We start from the raw sequence: 21,219 nt of genomic DNA on the forward strand, positions 1-21,219 counted from the left end.
ACATTGCGTCGGTGCAACTTCGACACCGGGGGCACACGGCGAGTCAGGCGAACACGTCGTCGAGCCAGGACTTCCACGCGTCCTGCGACTTCTCCTGGTCGGCGCCCGCGGCGAACAGGTGGTGCGCCGCGTCGACCGTTCCGCCGAATGCGTTGCGGCCGTAGAACCGGTACAGCGCGTCGCCGGTCCGGATGCCGATGAAGTGCGGCGTCAGGTAGTCGACGACGCCGTCCACCGTGCCGAATCCGGGGACGTCGACGGTGACGGTGTCGCCGGCGGTCGACGTGTCGGACAGGCCGAGCGCGCCGCGGAGCGTGGTCATGGCGCCGGGATCGGCGGACGCCGCCGGGCCGCCGGTCGCGATGTAGGTGGCCGCGCGGCCCGCGAAGTACCGGACGTACTGGCCGAGACTGTGCAGGTAGAACGTGGTGTGCTTGTCGGCGCCGTCGTACTGGGCATCCCAGTCGTCGGTGAAGATGCCGCTGTGCACGTAGCGCAGCGCCGCTGTGCCGCCGTCGCGCGCCTCGATGAGGTACTCGAGGGCGTTGAACCAGCCGTCGGGACCCTCCTGGCGGACCGCGAACTTCTGCGGTGGCTCCCACGCGACGACTGCGGGGTCGGCCGGCCCCTCGCTGCCGACCCCGGGATCGAGGTCGGTGGGGAACATCCAGCCGCCGGTGCCGGTGGTGACGGCGGCGAACACGTCCTCGGGGGTGGCGTTCAGGACGACTTCGCGGCGGATCTCGAAATTCTTCGACATGGCTAGCTCTCCTCGTGACGGTTGTCGGATGACTTCGCTTGCGCGGAAGGTGTTTTCAGGCTCGGATGGAGTGCGACGACGAGGCGGTGCCTGCGCCCGTTCGGGGCGTTCTCGTCGTGGTAGCGGGACACCAGGTTCTTGACGGTCTCGCCGAGTTCGTCGGCGAACGCGGAGCGGTCGGTCGCCGAGGCGAACCGGATCTCGCTGTCGATCGCGTAGGTGGCCAACGGCTGACGTGCCGCGGTGGCGCCGGCGATCAACTCGCCGACCTCACGGACCAGTCGCGCAGCCAGTGACACCAGCCAGCGGGCCGACAGTTGGTCCGGTGCCCGGTCGGGATCGGGCGCGAGGGCGGCGAACGCGGCGGGGGAGATGACGTACGACGCCGCGGTGGCCTGGAACAGGCGTTCGGTGACATTGCCCTTCCTGCGTTCCTCGACGAGTTCGACGAGGCCGTGTTCCTCGAGCGCCCGCAGGTGGTAGTTGGCCTTCTGACGTGTCAATCCCACCTGCGCGGCGACGGAACTCGCCGAACCGGGTTCGGCGAGCGCTGCCAGCAACCGCGCCCGGACCGGGTCCAGGGAGATCTCGGCGGCGGCCGCTTGATCGATCACTGCTATGTCCAACATGCGTCAACTCTCGCACCGACAATAAATTCTGTCAAGACAAAAAAGTCTGTCGGTGGATGTTGGTCAGCGGAGCGCGGGCGGGTTGTTCAGATCGCGTGCCGAGTAGGTGTCACAGGCCTGCACCTGGCCGGTCCGGTATCCGGTGGCGAACCATTTCTGGCGCTGCTGCGAGGAGCCGTGTGTCCAGCCCTCCGGATTCACCCGGGCGCCCGCCGACTGCTGGATGCGGTCGTCGCCGACCGACGAGGCGGCGGACAGGGCGTCGTCGATGTCGGTGTCGGTGAGGGTGTTCAGGAACGGCGGCCCGCCGTCGGGACCGGGGAGGGTGTCGGCGTAGTGGGCCCACACGCCCGCATAGCAGTCGGCCTGCAGTTCGGTCCGCACCGCCGCCGAGTCGGCGCCCCGCGGGTCGGCCTGCGCCCTTCCGATGTCGCCGAGCTGGTTCTGGATGTGGTGACCGAACTCGTGCGCCACGACGTACTCCTGCGCGAGCGGGCCGCCGCTGGAGCCGAAGCGGTCGACGAGGAGCTGGAAGAAGCTGGTGTCGAAGTACGCCGTCGAGTCGGCCGGGCAGTAGAACGGCCCGACCTCGCTGGTCGCGTTGCCGCAGCCGGTGCTGACGGACCCGGAGAACAGCACGACCTCCGGCGGCACGTACGCGGTGCCGGTCTGTTGCGCGAGTTCCTGTCCCCACACGGAGTCGAGACTGCCCGCGGTGAACACCACCCGGCAGTTCACGTCGCGGTTGGCGTCCGCACCGGTCTCGCACCCCGCGAGGCCCGCGCCGGAATTCTGGCCGGAGTCGGTGGTGCCGCTGAGACCGCCGAGCAGCGAACCGGGATCGCCGCCGAGGAGCAGCGCCAGAACCAGCACGATCAGACCGCCCGCGCCGCCACCCATCGCGAACTTGCCGCCGAGGCCACCGCCGCCCCCACCTCCGGTCGACACCCGGCCGGAGTCCATTCGGGCGCCCTCGTTGAAGGTCATGTGTCTTCGCTTTCTCTTCAGTTTTCCGGTGCGTGCCGATCGAGCCTCCCACGTGAAGCGGGTATGCGTTTCCGCTCACGCACGGTGTCTCCGTAGGATCTCAGCCAACGAAGTAGCTTGCCCCATGTTTCGAAAGGAATCCCGTGCTGCGCACACATCTCGCCGGTTCATTGCGAGCCGAGCAGGCCCAGCAGACCGTAACCCTCACCGGTTGGGTTGCCAGGCGTCGTGATCACGGCGGGGTGATCTTCATCGATCTACGTGACGCGTCGGGCGTGTCCCAGGTGGTGTTCCGTGAGGGTGCCGCCGCCGAGCAGGCCCACCGTCTGCGCGCCGAGTACTGCGTCAAGGTCACCGGTGTGGTCGAGGTCCGTCCCGAGGGCAACCAGAACTTCGAGATCCCCACCGGGGCGATCGAGGTCAACGTCACCGAGCTCGAGGTCCTCAACGAGAGCGCGCCGCTGCCGTTCCAGCTCGACGACCAGGCCGGCGAGGAAGCGCGCCTGAAGTACCGCTACCTGGACCTGCGCCGTGAGGGCCCCGGTCACGCCATCCGGTTGCGGTCCAAGGTCAACGCCGCGGCCCGCGCCGTGCTCGCGCACCACGAGTTCGTCGAGGTCGAGACGCCCACGTTGACGCGGTCGACGCCGGAGGGCGCCCGCGACTTCCTGGTTCCCGCACGACTGCAGCCGGGCAGCTTCTACGCGCTGCCGCAGAGCCCGCAGCTGTTCAAGCAGCTGCTCATGGTCGGTGGCATCGAACGCTACTACCAGATCGCGCGCTGCTACCGCGACGAGGATTTCCGCGCGGACCGTCAGCCCGAGTTCACGCAGCTCGACATCGAGATGAGCTTCGTCAACCAGGACGACGTCATCCTCCTCGCGGAGGAGGTGCTGACGTCGCTGTGGAAGCTGGTCGGGCACGAGATCAAGACGCCGATCGCGCGGATGACGTACGCCGAGGCGATGCGCCGCTACGGTTCCGACAAGCCGGACCTGCGGTTCGGTGTCGAACTGGTCGAGTGCGCCGAGTTCTTCAAGGACACCACGTTCCGTGTCTTCCAGCAGGAATACGTCGGTGCGGTGGTCATGCCCGGTGGTGCGAGCCAGCCGCGGAAGCAACTCGACGCCTGGCAGGAGTGGGCGAAGCAGCGCGGGTCGAAGGGCCTGGCGTACGTGCTCGTCGGCGAGGACGGCAGCCTCGGCGGACCGGTGGCCAAGAACCTCACCGACGCCGAACGTGAGGGCCTGGCAGCGCACGTCGGCGCCAAGCCCGGCGACTGCATCTTCTTCGCCGCCGGTGCGACCAAGTCCTCCCGCGCGCTGCTCGGCGCCGCCCGCGGTGAGATCGCCCGCAAGCAGAACCTCATCGACCCGGCCGCGTGGGCGTTCGTGTGGGTCGTCGACGCACCGCTGTTCGAGCCGACCGCGGACGCCACCGCGAGCGGTGACGTGGCGCTCGGGTACAGCGCCTGGACGGCGGTGCACCACGCGTTCACCTCGCCGAAGCCGGAGTCGATCGACACGTTCGACACCGACCCGGGTTCCGCGCTCGCGTACGCCTACGACATCGTCTGCAACGGCAACGAGATCGGCGGCGGCAGTATTCGTATCCACCGCAAGGACATTCAGGAGCGAGTGTTCAAGGTGATGGGAATCTCCCACGAGGAGGCCGAGGAGAAGTTCGGGTTCCTCCTCGACGCGTTCGCGTTCGGGGCGCCGCCGCACGGCGGCATCGCGTTCGGCTGGGACCGGATCACCGCCCTGCTGGCCGGGGTCGATTCGATCCGCGAGGTCATCGCGTTCCCGAAGTCGGGTGGCGGTGTCGATCCGCTGACCAGTGCGCCGGCGCCGATCACCGCGCAGCAGCGCAAGGAATCGGGTGTCGACGCCAAGCCGGAGCCGAAGGGTGACGCCGTGGCGGCGAAGCCCGACGCTCACGCCGAGAAGTAGGCGGGTCCGCCGGCGCGTGTCGCTGGCGGGCTCGGACGATCGGACGACGCGGAACAGCCGGGGGACACGATGTTGCACCTGCGAGTGATCTGTCCGGCCGAGCGCACCGAGGACGTCCTCGGTGTGCTCGCCGCGGAACCCGGCGCCACCCACGTGGTGGTGCTGCGCCAGGCGGCGATCGACCCCGCCGGCGACGCGATCCAGACCGACGTCGCCCGTGAGGCGGCCAACGACGTGATCGACGCGCTCGAGGCCCTGGGAATCGATCGCACCGGCGCGATCACGGTGGAGCCCGTCGACACGGTGCTGTCGAAGTCCGCGCGCGAAGCGGAGAAGGCGGCCCCGGGCGATCCCGCGGACAGCGTCGTGTGGGAGGAATTGGTCAGCCGGACGCGTGAGGAGTCGACGCTCAACGTCACGTTCCTCGCGTTCCTCACCATCGCCTGCCTGCTGGCCGCGGTGGGTGTGGTGACCGACTCGCCGATCACCGTCGTCGGGGCCATGGTGGTGGGACCGGAGTTCGGCCCGCTCGCCGCGCTCGCCGTCGCCCTGATGCGGCGCAAGCTCGGGCTGGCCCGGCGGTCGCTGACCGCCCTGCTGTTCGGTTTCCCGTTCGCGATGGCGGCGACACTGCTCGCGACGCTGGCGATGGAGCGAATCGGGTGGATGGAGTTCGAGAGCATCGAGTCCCTCGACCAGGTCGACTTCATCTACCGCGTCGGACCGCTGTCGTTGATCGTCGCGCTGCTCGCCGGCGCGGCGGGCATGCTCGCGCTCGTGTCCTCGAAGTCGGCGGCACTCGTCGGCGTCTTCATCTCGGTCACCACCGTTCCCGCTGCCGGATTCGCCGTCGTCGCCGTCACCGTGGGCGAATGGCGCGTCGCGGCCCTGGCGGCGCTGCAACTCGGGGTCAACATGGTGGGCATCGTCGTCGCCGGCGTCCTCGTCCTGGCACTGCGACTGCGCAGCGGCGGCGATCCCCGCCGGCTGCTCGAGCAGGCACGGAGAGACCGCTCCGTGGCGCAGCGGCGGCGGGCCTGATGAGCGTCTCGCCGCACGACGGCGCGGGCTACGACGAACTGTTCGGCGACGACGGCGGCCTCCGGGAACCGTGGGCGGAATTGGCCCAGGACTTCACGGACGGCGGGCCCGACTCCGTCCGCCGCCTGCAGTCCCGCATCCGGCTCCTCGTCGACAACCACGGGATCACCTACAACCCCCTCGACGGTTCGGACGCCCCGACCGCACCGCCGCGGTGGGAGATCGACGCGGTCCCGCTGATCGTCGCGGCCGACGAATGGGAGCAGCTGGCGGCGGGCTTCGTGCAGCGCTCCAGGCTCCTCGACGCGGTACTCGCGGACCTGTACGGGCCGATGACGCTCGTCCGGAGCGGCGCCGTGCCCGCCCGCACGGTGTTCGGGCACCCGGGCTACGTCCGTGCGGCGCACGGCATCACGGTGCCGGGCCGCCACCAGCTGTTCCTGCACGGACTCGACGTCGGCCGCGGGGCGGACGGCACGTTCCACGCGCTGCGCGACCACACGCAGTCCCCGGCAGGCGCGGGCTACGCGATGGCGGACCGCCGCGTCATCGCACGGGCGATGCCCGGCATCTACGAGACGGTCGGACCGCGCCCGCTGTCCTCGTTCGCCCAGTCGATGCGGCTCGCGGCGATCGACGCCGCCCCCGCGGGCACCGAGGACCCGCTCGTCGTCGTCCTCAGCCCCCGCACCCGGTCCGAGGCCGCATTCGATCAGGCGTATCTCGCGACGGTCCTCGGCTTCCCGCTCGTGGAGAGTGCCGACCTGGTGGTCCGCGACGGCCATGTGTGGATGCGGTCCCTCGGCAGTCTGGAACGCGTCGACGTCATCGTCCGGCGGGTGGACGCCGACCTCGCCGACCCCCTCGACCTGCGCCCCGGCTCCCGATCCGGGGTGGTCGGTCTCGTCGAGGTGCTGCGGCGGGGCGCGGTGACCGTCGTCAACACCCTCGGCAGCGGAATCCTCGAGAACCCCGCCCTCACCCGGTTGCTTCCGGACCTGTGCCGACGGCTGCTCGACGAGGAGCTGCTGCTGCCGTCGGTTCCGAGTTTCTGGGGCGGCGACCGGTCGGAGCTGTCGCACATCCTCGCGAACGCCTCGTCGATGGTGCTGCGCGCGGTGCACGGAGGCTCGCCGATCGTGCCCGCCGACCTCGGTGACTCCGACCGGGACACCCTGCTGGACCGGGTGCGGGCCGAACCCGAGCGGTGGGTGGGGCAGATCGTCCCGGACCCCTCGTACGCGCCTGCCGCCGACGGATCCGGGGACGTCGTGCTCGCACCGGTCGGGATGCGGTTGTTCAGCGTCGCGCAGCAGGTGGGATTCACCCCGATGGCCGGCGGTCTCGGCACGTCCCTCGTTCCCGGGGCCGAGCGCGGGGACCGCCGCCACGCCGGGGCGAAGGACGTCTGGATCCGGCTGGCGCAGCGCACCGCGTCCACCGATCCGGGCGACGGCGCCGAGCGGGACGGGGAGACCCTGCCCACGTATGCGGCGACGACGTCCGACCTGATGACGTCGCCGCGCGCACTGACCGAACTGTTCTGGATGGGCCGGTTCGCCGAACGCGCCGAGGGTGCGGCCAGGCTGATGATCGCCGTGGGGGAGAAGTACCGCGACTACCGGCTGCGACCGTGGCTGGCGGGCGGCGGAAGCCTCCCGATCCTGCTGAACACGGTCCTGCGGGTCGCCGACGCCGGGCACCACCCGGAGGGGCTCGATCTCGGGGCCGACTCGGACTCCGATCCGGTCACCGACCAGCGGCGGGTGCGTTCCGAGTTCCGCTCGCTGACGGCGGACCCCGACCGGGACGGCTCGCTCGCCCACGCGGTGCGCGGCGTCGAACAGGCCGCGCGAGCCGTGCGCGGGCAACTGTCGAACGACATCTGGGCCGTGCTCAGCTCCGTCGAACGCGCGCTCGGACAGGTCAACGCCGACACGGTCGACGACGGGTCCGCACTGTTCGAGGCGCAGTCCGCGGTGCTCGGCGGCATGCTCGCGCTGTCCGGGGTCGCCGCGGAGTCGCTGGTCCGCGACACCGGCTGGCACGTCATGGACATCGGCAAACGGATCGAACGGGCAGCCACCCTGATCGCACTGGTGGACTCGACCCTCGGGCGGAAGACGGATGCCGCGACCGAACGGGCGGTGATCGAATCGCTTCTCGTCGCCACCGAGAGTTCCGTGGTCTACCGCCGCCGCAACCGCGGTATCCGCCCGGCGGCCGTGGCCGAGTTGTTGCTGTTCGACGTGAAGAACCCGCGGTCGCTGGCGTTCCAACTGGAGGCGTTGCGCACGAATCTGGCCGCACTGCCGGACGCCTCGGGTGCGTCCCGCGCGGAGCGGCTCGCCGAGGACATGGTCAACACCGTGCGGCGGGTCGACCCCGTGCGACTCGAATCGGTCGATGCGAACGGGTCCCGGAAGGAGCTGGGTGAGCTGACGACCACGATGCGCGCACTGCTGAGCGAACTGTCCGACGTGATGCTGAAGGGTCAGTTGTCGCTGCCCGGCGGCACCCAGCCGCTGTGGGGCAGCGGCACCTCGTGGAGCACCTCCCCGGGCGGAGTTCCCGCATGACGGACGCGACGCCCCAGGCAGGCCCGGCAGCGGAACGGCGGGTTCTGCGCCGATACAGGATCACCCACCGCACGACGTACACCTACTCGGGGCCGGTGACCTCGTCGTACGGCCGGGGTTACCTCCTGCCGCGCGATACCGACGAGCAGCGCTGCGTCGGCTCCGTCGTCGACATCACGCCGCCGCCCGCAGACCGCTCCACCGGGTCGGACGTATACGGCAACCGGGACCTGTACTTCCAGGTGAGCACACCGCACGAGGAACTGGTGGTGGCGGCCGAATCCGAGATCGAGGTCTACGGACCGGACAAGGCGAGGCTCGCCGCCGCACCGGCGAACGCGCCGTGGGAGCTGTCCCGGCCCGTGGGCACCGAGGGCGCGATGGCGCAGGAGTTCGTGCTCGACCTCGAGCCCCCCGAGATCGGCGACACGGTCCGCGAGTACGCGGCGCCGAGCTTTCCGCCGGAACGGCCCCTCGTGGACGCGGTGGTCGATCTCACGACCCGCATCCACCGCGACTTCGAGTACAAGTCGGGGTCGACGTCGGTGTCGACGCGGGTCGCGGAGGTGCTGGAGAAGCGGTCGGGGGTGTGCCAGGACTTCGCCCGGCTCGCCATCGCCTGCCTGCGCTCGCGCGGACTCGCGGCCCGATACGTGTCCGGGTACCTGGCGACGCAGCCGCCGCCCGGCAAGGAACGGATGATCGGCGTCGACGCGACGCACGCCTGGGCCGCGGTCTGGATGCCGGGGGACCGGTGGCTGGCCTTCGACCCCACCAACGACCAGCTCGTCGACGAGCGATACACCGTGGTCGCGTGGGGCCGGGACTACGCCGACGTGCCGCCGCTGCGCGGTGTCATATACACAGAGGCACGAAACAGCACCATTGCGGTGTCGGTTGACGTGGCGCCGATGGAAGTACTCGCACCCGATCAGCCGAAATGCTGAAATTCATCGGGGCTTCCGGAGGAGGACTCGATGATCCGTGTCACTAGCAGGTAAGTTGGTCCGCGATGACTGCAATACTGGCAGACCCCGTTTCAGAGGTAGTTGCCGCAGCCGAGAAGCTGCTCACCCGTCGCACAGGGGCACCCGTGACACTGGTGGATCCCGTGGATCTCGGCGGTAGTGGCCGCACCATCGTGCTCCGTGTGCGGGTGGCGGAGAATCCGTTCTCCCTCCCCCGGACGTTGGTGATCAAGCAGGTCCGCGAGGAGTCCGGTGTGTCCGGCGCGCGGGCCGTCGATCCCGACGACCTGTCCGGCGACAGCCGCAGCGCCTTCCTCCGCGAGGCCGTCTCGTACCAGTTCGCCACGGCGCTGGCGACGGACAGCCGCCCCGGAGCCGAACTCCTCGCATCCGACCTCGAAGCCCGGCTCCTCGTGCTCAGCGACCTCGGGGACGCCACCCCGATCAGCGCGCTGCTCGAGCACTCCGACTCCGACACTGTCACCAACACCCTGATGGCCATGGCCCAGGCGCTCGGCCGCATGCACGCGGCCACCGTGGGCCGCGAAGAAGACTTCACCGCACTGTTGCGCCGCGCCGAGGTGGCGCACTGCGACGACACCGTGGCCGAGCAGGTGGAGCGTGCGGTGCCCGCCGTGCCCGGCCTGCTGTCCGACATCCTCCGCGTCGACGTCTCGCCGGAACTGACCGAGCAGGTGGCGCGGGCCGCGAAGCTGTTCGAGAGCGGCCGGTTCCGGGCGTTCAGCCCGTCCGACCTGTGCCCGGACAACATCATCGTCAACGACGAGGGCGTCCGGTTCCTCGACTACGAGTGGGGCGGGTTCCGCGACGCGATGCTCGACATCGCGTACGCGCTGGTCTCGTTCCCGGGCTGCCTGTGCAGCATCGAACTGTCCGAGGACCGCACCCAGGCGATGATCGAGGCCTGGCGTGCGGAGGTCGTGGGGATGTGGCCCGCGCTCGCCGACGACAACGTGCTCGCCGCCCGCATGGTCGAGGCGCAACTGATCTGGGTGTGGCTCAGCACCTACCTGTTCCTGCCCGACAACCACACGCGGATCGCCGCGGTCCGCGAGCATCACCTGTCGGTGCCGCGGTCCGAGGCGCTGACCCAGCGCTGGGACAAGCTGGCCCGTTCGGCGGATCACGCGGGGAACACGGTGGTCGCCCACGACGCCCGCGTCATCGCCGACAAGATCCGGGGACTGTCCGTCGGCTGACCCGTGGTCCGGCCGGACTGGGTCGGACGGTGCGCGTTCCAGTAGCGTCGAACTTGTGAGCGATCTTTTCGGTTCGGATGTCGGCGAGGACGAGTCGGTGGGCCTGTTCGAGACGGTGCAGTCGGACGAGGCGGTGCAGCCCGACGAGGCGGCGGCTCCGCGCCCGGTTCCCGGTCCGGTGCCGGTCGACCACCGCGCACCGCTGGCCGTGCGCATGCGTCCCCGCACACTCGGCGAGGTGGTCGGGCAGCAGCATCTCCTCGGCCCCGGTGCGCCGCTGCGGCGCCTCGTGGAGGGGTCGGGGGCGGCGTCCGTGCTGCTGTACGGTCCGCCCGGCACCGGCAAGACCACGCTGGCGTCGCTGATCTCCGGTGCCACCGGCCGCCGCTTCGAGGCACTGTCCGCGCTGTCCGCCGGCGTGAAAGAAGTGCGTGGCGTCATCGAACTCGCCCGCCGTCGACTCCTCGCGGGCGAGCAGACGGTGCTGTTCATCGACGAGGTGCACCGCTTCTCCAAGACCCAGCAGGACGCACTGCTGGCGGCGGTGGAGAACCGGATCGTGCTGCTCGTGGCCGCCACCACGGAGAATCCGTCGTTCTCCGTGGTGTCCCCGCTGCTGTCCCGCTCACTGGTCCTGCAACTGCAGTCGCTGACGGCGGACGACATCGAGAACCTCCTCGAGCGGGCGCGCACCGACGAACGGGGTCTCGGCGGGGACATCGAGATCGCCGGCGACGCGATGGACCACCTGGTCCGCCTCGCGGCCGGCGACGCCCGGCGCGCGCTCACCGCGCTCGAGGCGGCGGCGGGCGCGGCGCTCGACCAGGCCGGTGACGCGGACCGTCCCGTGCTGCTGGACCTCGCGACGGTGGAGGCGAGCGTCGACAAGGCCGCCGTCCGCTACGACCGCGACGGCGACCAGCACTACGACGTGATCAGTGCCTTCATCAAATCGATCCGCGGTTCGGACGTCGACGCCGCCCTGCACTATCTGGCGCGGATGCTGACCGCGGGCGAGGATCCCCGCTTCATCGCGCGGCGGCTGGTCGTCCACGCCAGCGAGGACATCGGGATGGCCGACCCGACCGCGCTGCAGACCGCGACGGCCGCCGCGCAGGCGGTGCAGCTGATCGGGATGCCGGAGGCCCGCCTCGCCCTCGCCCAGGCCACCATCCACCTCGCGACAGCCCCGAAGTCGGGGGCCGTCATCGCCGCGCTCGGCGCCGCGATGGCGGACGTCGCGGCGGGAAACGCCGGGCTCGTCCCCCCGCACCTGCGCGACGGCCACTACGCGGGGGCGGCGAAGCTCGGCAACGCCGTCGGCTACCGATATCCCCACGACCACCCGGACGGGGTACTGGCGCAGCAGTATCCGCCCGACGAGCTCGTCGGCGTCGACTACTACCAGCCCACCACCCACGGCGGCGAGCGTGACATCGCGGGGCGAGTGGACAAACTGCGCGCCATCGTCCGCGGCACGAACCGTCAGGGTGGCCGGTTAAGCTGAATGTTGCCGAACCGCCGGGTGTGCCCAGCCACCCGGCGACCGTAGTTGCCCTCGAGACAGACAATAAGGATCACTGACGTGCAGACCCACGAGATTCGCCGGCGCTTCCTCGACCATTTCGTCAAGGCGGCCCACACCGAGGTACCCAGCGCCTCGCTGATTCTCGACGATCCGAACCTGCTGTTCGTCAACGCCGGAATGGTGCAGTTCGTGCCGTTCTTCCTCGGCCAGCAGACTCCGCCGTACCCGAGGGCGACCAGTGTCCAGAAGTGCGTGCGCACCCTCGACATCGAGAATGTGGGCATCACCACACGGCACAACACGTTCTTCCAGATGGCCGGCAACTTCTCCTTCGGCGACTACTTCAAGCGCGACGCGATCAAGCACGCGTGGTCGCTGCTGACCTCCGGTGTCGACGACGGCGGCTACGGGTTCGATCCCGAGCGGATCTGGGTGACGGTCTACCTCGACGACGACGAGGCGCGCGACATCTGGCGCGACGAGGTCGGCGTCCCCGAGACGCGGATCCAGCGCCGCGGCATGGCCGACAACTACTGGTCCATGGGCATCCCCGGCCCCTGCGGCCCGTGCTCGGAGATCTACTTCGACCGCGGCCCCGAATTCGGTCGGGAAGGCGGCCCGGAGGCCGACGAGGACCGCTACATCGAGATCTGGAATCTCGTGTTCATGCAGAACGAGCGCGGTCTCGGCGTCAGCAAGGACAACTTCGAAATCCTCGGACCGCTGCCGAAGCAGAACATCGACACCGGCATGGGCGTCGAGCGCGTCGCCTTCCTGCTCCAGGGCGTCGACAACGTGTACGAGACGGATCTCGTGCGCCCGGTCATCGCGAAGGCCGAGGAACTGTCGGGCCGCAAGTACGGCGTCGACCACGACGACGACGTGCGGTTCCGGGTGATCGCCGACCACGCGCGCACCGCCGCGATGCTCATCGCCGACGGCGTGAACCCCGGCAACGACGGCCGCGGCTACGTTCTGCGCCGCCTGCTGCGGCGCATCGTCCGCTCCGCGAAGCTGCTCGGCGCAGACAAGCCCAGCATGCGGGAGTTCATCACCGTCGTCCGCGACACGATGGCGCCGTCCTACCCCGTCCTCGCCACCGACTTCGGCCGCATCGAGACGGTCGCCGTGGGGGAGGAGACCGCGTTCCTCAAGACCCTCACATCCGGTTCCAAGCTGTTCGAAGGCGCCGCCGAATCGGTGAAGGCGTCCGGGAAGTCGACGATCGGCGGCGAACAGGCGTTCGCGCTGCACGACACGTACGGCTTCCCGATCGACCTGACCCTGGAGATGGCGGCCGAGGCCGGTCTGACCGTCGACGAGGAAGGCTTCCGCACGCTGATGGCCGAACAGCGGCAGCGCGCGAAGGACGACGCCCAGGCCCGCAAGCACGCGCACGCCGACCTGACCGTCTACAAGGAACTCCTCGACCGCGGACCCACCGAGTTCACCGGATTTCACGAATTGGTCTCCGAGGCACACGTTCTCGCCCTGATCTCGCAGGGGCAGCGCGTCCCCGTCGCGACGGTGGGCCAGGATGTCGAGGTCATCCTCGACCGCAGCCCCCTGTACGCGGAGGCGGGTGGCCAGATCGCCGACCTCGGCACCCTCACCGGTCCGGGGCTGCGGGTGAAGGTCAACGACGTCCAGAAGATCGCCAAGAAGCTGTGGGTCCACAAGGTCACCGTGCAGGAGGGGCAGATCACCGAGGGCGACGTCGTGCTCGCGCAGGTCGACGCCGCGTGGCGCAAGGGCGCCACCCAGGGGCACTCCGGCACGCACATGGTGCACGCCGCGCTGCGACAGGTGCTCGGCCCCAACGCCGTTCAGGCGGGCTCGCTGAACAAGCCGGGCTACCTGCGTTTCGACTTCTCCTGGCAGGGCGCGCTGACGGAAGCGCAGAAGGAGGACATCGAGGTCGTCGCGAACGAAGCGGTGGCCGCCGACTACTCCGTGAACACGTTCGTCACCGACCTCGACAAGGCGAAGTCGATGGGCGCGATGGCGTTGTTCGGCGAGAACTACGGCGACGAGGTGCGGGTCGTCGAGATCGGCGGACCGTTCTCGATGGAGCTGTGTGGTGGAACCCACGTGGGCAGCTCCTCGCAGATCGGCAACGTCACCCTGCTCGGTGAGCAGTCCGTCGGCTCCGGCGTGCGCCGCGTCGAGGCCTACGTCGGGCTCGACTCGTACCGCTACCTGGCCAAGGAACGGGCGCTGCTCGCCGGGCTGTCGTCGTCGCTGAAGGTGCCCTCGGAAGAGGTGCCCGCCCGCGTCGAGGCGCTGGTGGAGCGACTTCGGGTGGCGGAGAAGGAACTCGAACAGTCCCGCGCGCAAGCGGTTCTCGCGTCGGCGGGCACCTTCGTCGACAAGGCCCAGAGGGTCGGGCCGGTGCTGCTGGTCGCGGATTCCGCCCCGGCCGGTGTCGGCGGAAACGACCTGCGCGGACTCGTCACGGACATCCGCGGCCGGTTCGGCACCCAGCCCGCCGTGGTCGTACTGCTCGGTGACGTCGACGGCAAGGTGCCGTTCGTGGTCGCCGTGAGCAAGGCCGCCCAGGAACTCGGCCTGTCGGCCGGCGACCTCGTGAAGGAATTCGGTCCGAAGATCGGCGGCCGCGGCGGCGGAAAGGCCGACATGGCGCAGGGTTCCGGCTCGGACGCCAGCGGAATTGCGGCCGCCCTCGACGCGGTCCGGGCGCAAGTCGCAGACAAGGTGGGGAGCCGGTAGCGGTGGATCACGCGGAACAGGGTCCGGATCGACCGGGAGTCGACGACCCTGGGCGTGGTCGGCGTATCGGCATCGATGTCGGCAGTGTCCGCATCGGTGTCGCGTCGAGCGACCCCGACGGGATCCTCGCCACCCCCGTGGAGACGGTGCCCCGGTCCAAGGAACGCGGGCCCGACGCGCCGGACATCCGGCGCATTGCCGACATTGTCGAGGAATACGAGGCCGTGGAGGTTATCGTCGGTCTGCCGCAGACCCTGCGGGGTGAACGGGGAAAAGCCGCCTCGATCGCTACTGTGTTCGCGAAGCGATTGCGAAGGAAGGTCGACCCGATACCGGTGCGGATGGCGGACGAACGTCTGACGACCGTCACTGCCGCACGGGCGCTTCGCGAGAGCGGTGTCAGTGCGAGGGGCCAGCGTCCTGTGATCGACCAGGCTGCGGCGGTGGCGATCTTGCAGGGATGGTTGGACGAGCGGAGCAGGTCGGTGAATGCAGGGGATTCAGGTGGGGACGTGCAGCTACCGGAGGCAGGCCAGTGAGCAATCACCGCCGCCGCCCCGCAGGTGAGCGACCCGACTTCGAGTACATCCCCCGCGAACCCCGACGGCACCGCTACCTCGAAGAGGACGACGACGAGGTCGGCTACACGCCGACCCCCGACGACGACCTCGTCACCACCGGCCGCCACGCCGTGGTGTACGACGAACCGCACTTCGACGAGCGGGATTACGACGAACGGCACGTCGAGGAACCGCACTACGAGGAACCGCACCTCGAGGAACCGCAGCGCCACGAACCGCACCGCGATTACGCGGAGCCGCGGTACGAACCGCGCTACGAGCAGCCCTACGACACCGAGTCCGTGTACGAGGACGGATACGGTCCCCGCTCCTACGGCGACGCCCGCGCGTACCGGGAGCCGGCGGCCGACGACCATCCGCATGTGGACGACTACGTCGACGATTCGGACGACGCCCAGGCCTACCCCGAGGACGGCTACGACCGTCCGCAAGCGGACGTCGCGTTCGCGGAGGCCGAGACGCAGATCATCTCGGCGATTCCCGAGGAGATCCCGCCCTCGGCGATTCCCGAGGAGATCCCGCCCACCCGCGCCGCTGCCCGCACGCAGGCTCGCAGGCGCAAACAGGCCAGGGGACGCGCACGCCGGGGCAAGGTGTTCGGCGTCCTCGCCGCTGCGACGGTCCTGATCGTGCTGGTCGGTGTCGTGTTCGTCGGCGGCAAGTTGTTCTTCGGTGGGTCCGACGCTCCCGCGGACTACGCCGGACCCGGTGGTCCCGAAGTGGTCGTGCAGGTCCATCCGGGCGACACCGCGGAGGAGATCGCCACCACCCTGGCGGACCGCGACGTCGTCGCCAGCGGATCGGCGTTCTTCAACGCCGCGGTCCAGAGCAATGCCATGAACTCGGTGCAACCCGGTTTCTACAGCCTTTCCACCCAGATTCCGGCGGACGACGCCGTGCAGGAACTGGTCGACCCCGCCTCCCGTGTCGGTCAGATGATCATCTCCGAGGGCAGGCAACTCCACGACACGACCGACGTGCAGACCGGCGCCAAGAAGAAGGGGATCTACACGCTGATCTCCGAGGCCAGCTGCCTGGGTGACGCCGGTCAGCAGAAGTGCATCAGCTACGACGACCTCAACGCCGCCGGTGCGGGCGACCTGACCGCGCTCGGCGTGCCCGACTGGGCGAAGGACTCGGTCGCGGGTGTTCCGGACCGGGACCGCCAGCTCGAGGGCCTGATCGCTGCGGGCAGTTGGGATTTCGATCCGACCGCCGGTCCGGCCGCCATTCTGCAGCGACTGGTGTCCGAGAGTTCCGCGAGCTACGAGAAGACCGGGATCCTCACCGCGGGCAACCAGGTCGGTCTCACGCCGTACAAGATGCTGGTCGCGGCGTCGCTGGTGGAACGTGAGGCGATGCCCGACGACTTCTCGAAGGTCGCCCGCGTCATCCTCAACCGGCTCGCCGTCAACCAGGCGCTGCAGTTCGACTCCACCGTCAACTACGCGCTGGACACCACCGAACTGGCCACCACCGACGCCGACCGCGCGCAGGTGACACCCTGGAACACGTACGCCAGCCCCGGCCTGCCTGCCACGCCGATCTCGTCGCCGAGCATCGGGGCGCTCCAGGCGGTCGAACAACCGGCGCCCGGCGACTGGATCTACTTCGTGACGGTCGATGCGAAGGGCACCACACTCTTCACGAAGAGCTACGACGAACACCTGGCCAACATCGACCAGGCTCTGAACAACGGGATTCTCAACAGTGGACGATGAGTTGGTGACTGCACGGAAAGCCGCGGTGCTGGGCAGTCCGATCGCGCATTCGCGATCACCGCAACTGCACCTCGCGGCGTACCGGGCGCTCGGTCTCACCGGGTGGACGTACGACCGCATCGAGTGCGACGGGGAGCGACTCCCCGGGCTGGTGTCCGGGCTCGGCCCGGAATGGGTCGGTCTGTCCGTCACGATGCCGGGCAAGATCGCCGCGCTCGAATTCGCGTCCGAGCGCACCGACCGGGCCGTCGCGATCGGCTCCGCGAACACCCTGGTCCGCATCGAGGGCGGGTGGCGTGCCGACTGCACCGACGTGGACGGGGTCAGCGGCGCGCTCACCGCGGGCGGCATCGGTGCCATCGCGGGCGCCGAGGCGGTCGTCGTCGGCGCCGGGGGAACGGCCAGGCCCGCGCTCGTCGCCCTCGCCGACCTGGGCGTGAAATCCGTGACCGTCGTGGCCCGCGACGCGGGTCGCGCGGCGGGTGCGCTGGGATGCGCGGAATCGGTGGGGCTCGACGTCCGGTTGCTGGGCTTCGACAGCCCCGAACTCGGTGCCCGGTGCGCCGCGGCCGCCGCACTCGTCAGCACCGTTCCGTCCGCTGCGATCACCGACTACGCGGACATTCTCGGCCGGGCCCCGTTCGTGCTCGACGCGATCTACGACCCGTGGCCGACCCCACTGGCGGCCGCGGTCGAGGCGGCCGGGGGAACGGTCGTCGGTGGTCTGTCGATGCTGCTGCACCAGGCGTTCGGGCAAGTCGAGCAGTTTACCGGCCGCCCGGCGCCGCGCGAGGCGATGGCGGCCGCTCTGGGCTAGTTGTCCACAGGTCCGGCCGCCATCCACAGGGCGATCGTTCGCGCAGGTCGCGGCGCGGGGTCCGGGTGTCCGGTCCCGCACGCTGGTCGGCATGTGGTGGCTGATCGTGACGAGTGTGGTGGCCGGTGCGGGTGCGGGACGGTGTGCGCGCGTCACCGCAGGCCGGTATGTGGGCCCGGTGTGGCCGGGCTGGTGCGAGGCGGTGTGCGCAGTCGGCGTGGCCGTCACGGTCTGGGCCGACTCCGGCCGCAACCCGGTGTGGATACTGCCGGGTGCGCTGGCGTTCTGGTGGTGGTGTACGAGTCTCGCCGCGACCGACCTGTGTGCGCGGAGGCTGCCGAACCTGCTGACGCTGCCTGGGTTCCTGGTGATCGTCGCCTTCGGTGTCGCGACCGGCGCGGCGTCCGCCGCCGTGATCGGCGGTCTCCTGCTGGCGGCGGCCTATCTCTCCCTGTATCTCGGGGCACCCGGAGCGATCGGTGCGGGCGACGTGAAACTCGCGCTCGGGGTCGGCGCGGCCGCCGGGCTGGCCGGGGGAGAGGCCTGGGTGTTCGCTGCCGCGCTCGCACCGGCACTGACCGCACTCGCGGGCTGCGTCGTCCTCGCCGTCCGGCGCTCGCCGCCGCCGCTCCCGCACGGCCCCGCCATGTGCGCCGCGACGCTGGTGGCGCTGTTCGCCGGGCACGTCACCTGACCGAGTCCGCACCCTGCGCACGCCCCGAGAGGACCACCGTCACTGCCGGACGCGGCGTCATGGAAAGATATTGGCGTGCTGCGCTGGATAACTGCCGGAGAATCCCATGGTCCCGCCCTCGTCGCGATGCTCGAGGGGATGGTCGCGGGCGTCGAAGTGACGTCCGAGGACATTTCGACCCAACTCGCGCGACGCCGCCTCGGCTACGGCCGCGGTGCGCGGATGAAGTTCGAGGCCGACAAGGTCACCATCGTCGGTGGTGTCCGACACGGCCGGACACTCGGCGGCCCGATCGCCGTCGAGGTGGGCAACACGGAGTGGCCCAAGTGGGAAACCATCATGTCCGCGGACCCGGTGGACGCCGACCTGCTCGCCGACCAGGCACGGAACGCGCCGCTCACCCGTCCGCGCCCCGGTCACGCCGACTACTCGGGCATGCTCAAGTACGGGTTCGACGACGCCCGCCCCGTTCTCGAACGCGCGAGTGCGCGTGAGACGGCGGCCCGGGTCGCGGCCGCGACGTTCGCCCGGAGTTTCCTGCGCCAGGTGTTCGGCGTGGAGGTGCTGTCACACGTGATCTCGATCGGCGCGTCCGATCCGTACGTCGGGCCCGAACCCACCGCCTCCGACCTCGCGGCGATCGACGCCAGCCCGGTCCGCGCGTTCGACAAGGCCGCCGAGGAATCGATGATCGCCGAGATCGAGGCCGCCAAGCGTGACGGCGACACCCTCGGCGGTGTCGTCGAAGTCGTCATCCACGGTCTCCCGGTGGGTCTCGGATCGTTCATCAGCGGCGCGGACCGCCTCGACGCCCGTCTGGCGTCCGCCCTGATGGGAATCCAGGCCATCAAGGGCGTCGAGGTCGGCGACGGTTTCGAGACCGCGCGCCGGCGCGGCAGCCAGGCGCACGACGAGATGCGGCCCGGCCCGGACGGAATTCTGCGCTCGACCAACCGCGCCGGCGGTCTCGAGGGCGGCATGACCAACGGCGAGGCGCTCCGCGTGCGCGCGGCGATGAAGCCGATCTCCACGGTCCCGCGCGCCCTGGCCACCGTCGACATGTCGACCGGTGAGGAAGCCGTGGCCATTCACCAGCGGTCCGACGTGTGCGCGGTGCCCGCTGCCGGTGTCGTCGCCGAGGCGATGGTGGCGTTGGTCGTCGCCCAGGCCGCGCTCGAGAAGTTCGGTGGCGACTCGGTCGCCGAGACGGCCGCCAACTACGAGCGTTACGCATCGGGTGTCGCAGCCCGGCTCGCGCGATGACCAGCCCGTCTGCCGTCGCGCCGGGGCGGTGACGGGTGATGGCACCGAAAGCCGTGCTCGTCGGTCCGCCGGGAGCAGGTAAGTCCACGATCGGGCGGCGCCTCGCGCAGGCGCTCGACCTGTCGTTGTTCGACACCGACGTGGCCGTCGAGGAAGAGGCGGGGCGGACGATCGCCGAGATCTTCGTCCAGGAGGGCGAACCCGCCTTCCGGGCCCTCGAGGAAGAGATCGTCCGGAAGGCCATCGAGAGCCACGAGGGGATCGTGTCGCTCGGCGGCGGGTCCATCCTCTCCGAGCGCACCCGGGAATTGTTGAAGGGCCACACCGTGATCTACCTCGAGATCAGCGTGGCCGAGGGGCTCAAGCGCACGGGAACCAACACCGCGCGCCCCCTCCTGTCCGGTGGCGACCCGCGCCAGGTGTACACCGAGTTGATGCGCAAGCGCCGACCGCTGTACCGGGAGGTGGCGTCCATCCGGATACGCACGGACGGGCGGAGTCCCGCCCGGGTGGTGCAGCAGCTGGTGGCGAAACTCACCGAGTGATCGGCGACCCAGCGGAACCAAAGACGTCCGAGAACATCGGACAAGACGGAGCGGAGCAGCAGACAGTGACCGAACCGGTACGCGTACAGGTGCAGACGGCGAACCCCTACCCGGTCATCATCGGGCGCGGATTGCTCGGCGAGCTGGTGGACGAACTCACCGGCACGAGGACGGTGGCGATCTTCCACCAGCCGCCGCTGGCGGAGACGGCGGAGGCGGTGCGCGCGGCGCTCGCCGAGAAGGGGATCGATGCGCACCGCATCGAGATTCCGGACGCGGAAGACGGCAAGGATCTGGCCGTCGCCGGGTTCTGCTGGGAGGTCCTCGGCCGGATCGGCCTGACCCGCAGCGACGCCGTCGTCAGTCTGGGCGGCGGCGCGGCGACCGACCTCGCCGGGTTCGTCGCGGCGACGTGGATGCGCGGGGTCCGCGTGATCCATGTGCCCACGACATTGCTCGCGATGGTGGATGCGGCGGTCGGCGGCAAGACCGGCATCAACACCGAGGCCGGCAAGAACCTGGTGGGATCGTTCCACGAGCCGTCGGCGGTGCTGATCGACCTGGCGACGCTCGAGACGGTGCCCCGCAACGAGATCGTCGCGGGCATGGCGGAGGTCGTGAAGACCGGGTTCATCGCCGACCCCGTCATCCTGGAGCTCATCGAGAAGGATCCCGAGGCCGCGCTGGACCCGACGGGAACCGTTCTGCCCGAACTGATCCGGCGGTCCGTGGAGGTCAAGGCCAAGGTCGTGGCCGCCGACCTGCGGGAGTCGGATCTGCGGGAGATCCTCAACTACGGGCACACGCTCGGGCACGCGATCGAGCGGCGGGAGCGCTACCGCTGGCGTCACGGTGCGGCGGTCGCCGTCGGGCTCGTCTTCGCGGCCGAACTGGGGCGGCTGGCGGGACGCCTGGACGATGCGACGGCCGACCGGCACCGCACCATCCTGGAACTGGTGGGGCTTCCCACCACGTACGACGCGGACGCGTTCGGCCAGCTGGTCGAGGGAATGCAGACGGACAAGAAGAACCGGGCCGGCGTGCTGCGGTTCGTCGTGCTCGACGGGCTCGCGAAGCCCGGACGGCTCGAGGGCCCGGACCCGTCTCTGCTCGTCGCCGCGTACTCCGCGGTGGCCCGCGAGGCGACGCCGGGCGCCGGCGGTGCCGTCCTCCTGTGACGTAGGCCGAAGAAAGCAAGGACGCG

General features: G+C 70.0%; 17 protein-coding genes. 14 read left to right on the forward strand and 3 right to left on the reverse strand.

The window, feature by feature from the left end; all coding sequences use genetic code 11:
• Positions 1-43: 43 nt before the first annotated feature.
• The 3 genes from CA951_RS05815 to CA951_RS05825 all read right to left on the reverse strand — a co-directional run bounded on the left by CA951_RS05815 (position 44) and on the right by CA951_RS05825 (position 2,376).
• On the reverse strand, positions 44-760 hold the full coding sequence (locus CA951_RS05815) for an SRPBCC domain-containing protein (RefSeq protein ID WP_087555922.1): 717 nt from the start codon (positions 758-760) through the stop codon (positions 44-46).
• A 2-nt stretch (positions 761-762) separates the two neighbouring features.
• Complete coding sequence (locus CA951_RS05820; protein ID WP_087555923.1) at positions 763-1,389, reverse strand: helix-turn-helix domain-containing protein; 627 nt, start codon at positions 1,387-1,389, stop codon at positions 763-765.
• A 63-nt stretch (positions 1,390-1,452) separates the two neighbouring features.
• Positions 1,453-2,376: a neutral zinc metallopeptidase gene (locus CA951_RS05825; protein ID WP_087555924.1), complete on the reverse strand. Its 924-nt coding sequence runs from the start codon at positions 2,374-2,376 to the stop codon at positions 1,453-1,455.
• Between the two features lie 143 nt (positions 2,377-2,519).
• Here CA951_RS05825 and aspS point away from each other — a divergent pair, with 143 nt between their 5' ends.
• The 14 genes from aspS to aroB all read left to right on the forward strand — a co-directional run bounded on the left by aspS (position 2,520) and on the right by aroB (position 21,193).
• Positions 2,520-4,328 carry an aspartate--tRNA ligase gene (gene aspS, locus CA951_RS05830; RefSeq protein ID WP_087555925.1) on the forward strand — a complete coding sequence of 603 codons (1,809 nt, stop codon included), beginning with the start codon at positions 2,520-2,522 and terminating at the stop codon, positions 4,326-4,328.
• A gap of 69 nt (positions 4,329-4,397) precedes the next feature.
• A complete protein-coding gene (locus CA951_RS05835) occupies positions 4,398-5,369 on the forward strand; it encodes a DUF389 domain-containing protein (RefSeq protein ID WP_087555926.1) in 972 nt (323 codons plus the stop codon).
• Positions 5,369-7,948 carry a circularly permuted type 2 ATP-grasp protein gene (locus tag CA951_RS05840; RefSeq protein WP_087555927.1) on the forward strand — a complete coding sequence of 860 codons (2,580 nt, stop codon included), beginning with the start codon at positions 5,369-5,371 and terminating at the stop codon, positions 7,946-7,948. The genes CA951_RS05835 and CA951_RS05840 overlap by 1 nt, the downstream gene beginning before the upstream one ends.
• Positions 7,945-8,895 carry a transglutaminase family protein gene (locus CA951_RS05845; RefSeq protein ID WP_087555928.1) on the forward strand — a complete coding sequence of 317 codons (951 nt, stop codon included), beginning with the start codon at positions 7,945-7,947 and terminating at the stop codon, positions 8,893-8,895. Before CA951_RS05840 ends, CA951_RS05845 begins: the two co-directional genes overlap by 4 nt.
• A gap of 65 nt (positions 8,896-8,960) precedes the next feature.
• Positions 8,961-10,136: a phosphotransferase family protein gene (locus CA951_RS05850; protein WP_072942170.1), complete on the forward strand. Its 1,176-nt coding sequence runs from the start codon at positions 8,961-8,963 to the stop codon at positions 10,134-10,136.
• Positions 10,137-10,191: 55 nt separating this feature from the next.
• A complete protein-coding gene (locus CA951_RS05855; RefSeq protein WP_087555929.1) occupies positions 10,192-11,643 on the forward strand; it encodes a replication-associated recombination protein A in 1,452 nt (483 codons plus the stop codon).
• Between the two features lie 78 nt (positions 11,644-11,721).
• Complete coding sequence (alaS, locus tag CA951_RS05860; RefSeq protein WP_087555930.1) at positions 11,722-14,394, forward strand: alanine--tRNA ligase; 2,673 nt, start codon at positions 11,722-11,724, stop codon at positions 14,392-14,394.
• 2 nt (positions 14,395-14,396) lie between these two features.
• Complete coding sequence (gene ruvX / locus CA951_RS05865; protein WP_072942164.1) at positions 14,397-14,933, forward strand: Holliday junction resolvase RuvX; 537 nt, start codon at positions 14,397-14,399, stop codon at positions 14,931-14,933.
• Positions 14,930-16,696 (forward strand): endolytic transglycosylase MltG, encoded by a 1,767-nt coding sequence (gene mltG, locus CA951_RS05870; protein ID WP_087555931.1) that lies wholly within the window; start codon positions 14,930-14,932, stop codon positions 16,694-16,696. The genes ruvX and mltG overlap by 4 nt, the downstream gene beginning before the upstream one ends.
• Positions 16,686-17,513 carry a shikimate dehydrogenase gene (locus CA951_RS05875; RefSeq protein ID WP_087555932.1) on the forward strand — a complete coding sequence of 276 codons (828 nt, stop codon included), beginning with the start codon at positions 16,686-16,688 and terminating at the stop codon, positions 17,511-17,513. The genes mltG and CA951_RS05875 overlap by 11 nt, the downstream gene beginning before the upstream one ends.
• Positions 17,514-17,604: 91 nt before the next feature.
• On the forward strand, positions 17,605-18,207 hold the full coding sequence (locus CA951_RS05880; protein ID WP_087555933.1) for an A24 family peptidase: 603 nt from the start codon (positions 17,605-17,607) through the stop codon (positions 18,205-18,207).
• A gap of 75 nt (positions 18,208-18,282) precedes the next feature.
• Entirely contained in the window at positions 18,283-19,470 is a 1,188-nt protein-coding gene (gene aroC, locus CA951_RS05885) for a chorismate synthase (protein WP_087555934.1), read from the forward strand.
• Between the two features lie 38 nt (positions 19,471-19,508).
• Entirely contained in the window at positions 19,509-20,015 is a 507-nt protein-coding gene (locus CA951_RS05890; protein WP_087555935.1) for a shikimate kinase, read from the forward strand.
• Between the two features lie 65 nt (positions 20,016-20,080).
• On the forward strand, positions 20,081-21,193 hold the full coding sequence (gene aroB / locus CA951_RS05895; RefSeq protein WP_087556005.1) for a 3-dehydroquinate synthase: 1,113 nt from the start codon (positions 20,081-20,083) through the stop codon (positions 21,191-21,193).
• Positions 21,194-21,219 lie beyond the last annotated feature (26 nt).

Origin of the sequence: Rhodococcus sp. NCIMB 12038, from assembly GCF_002165735.1 — a bacterium.
Lineage (GTDB): Bacteria > Actinomycetota > Actinomycetes > Mycobacteriales > Mycobacteriaceae > Rhodococcus_F.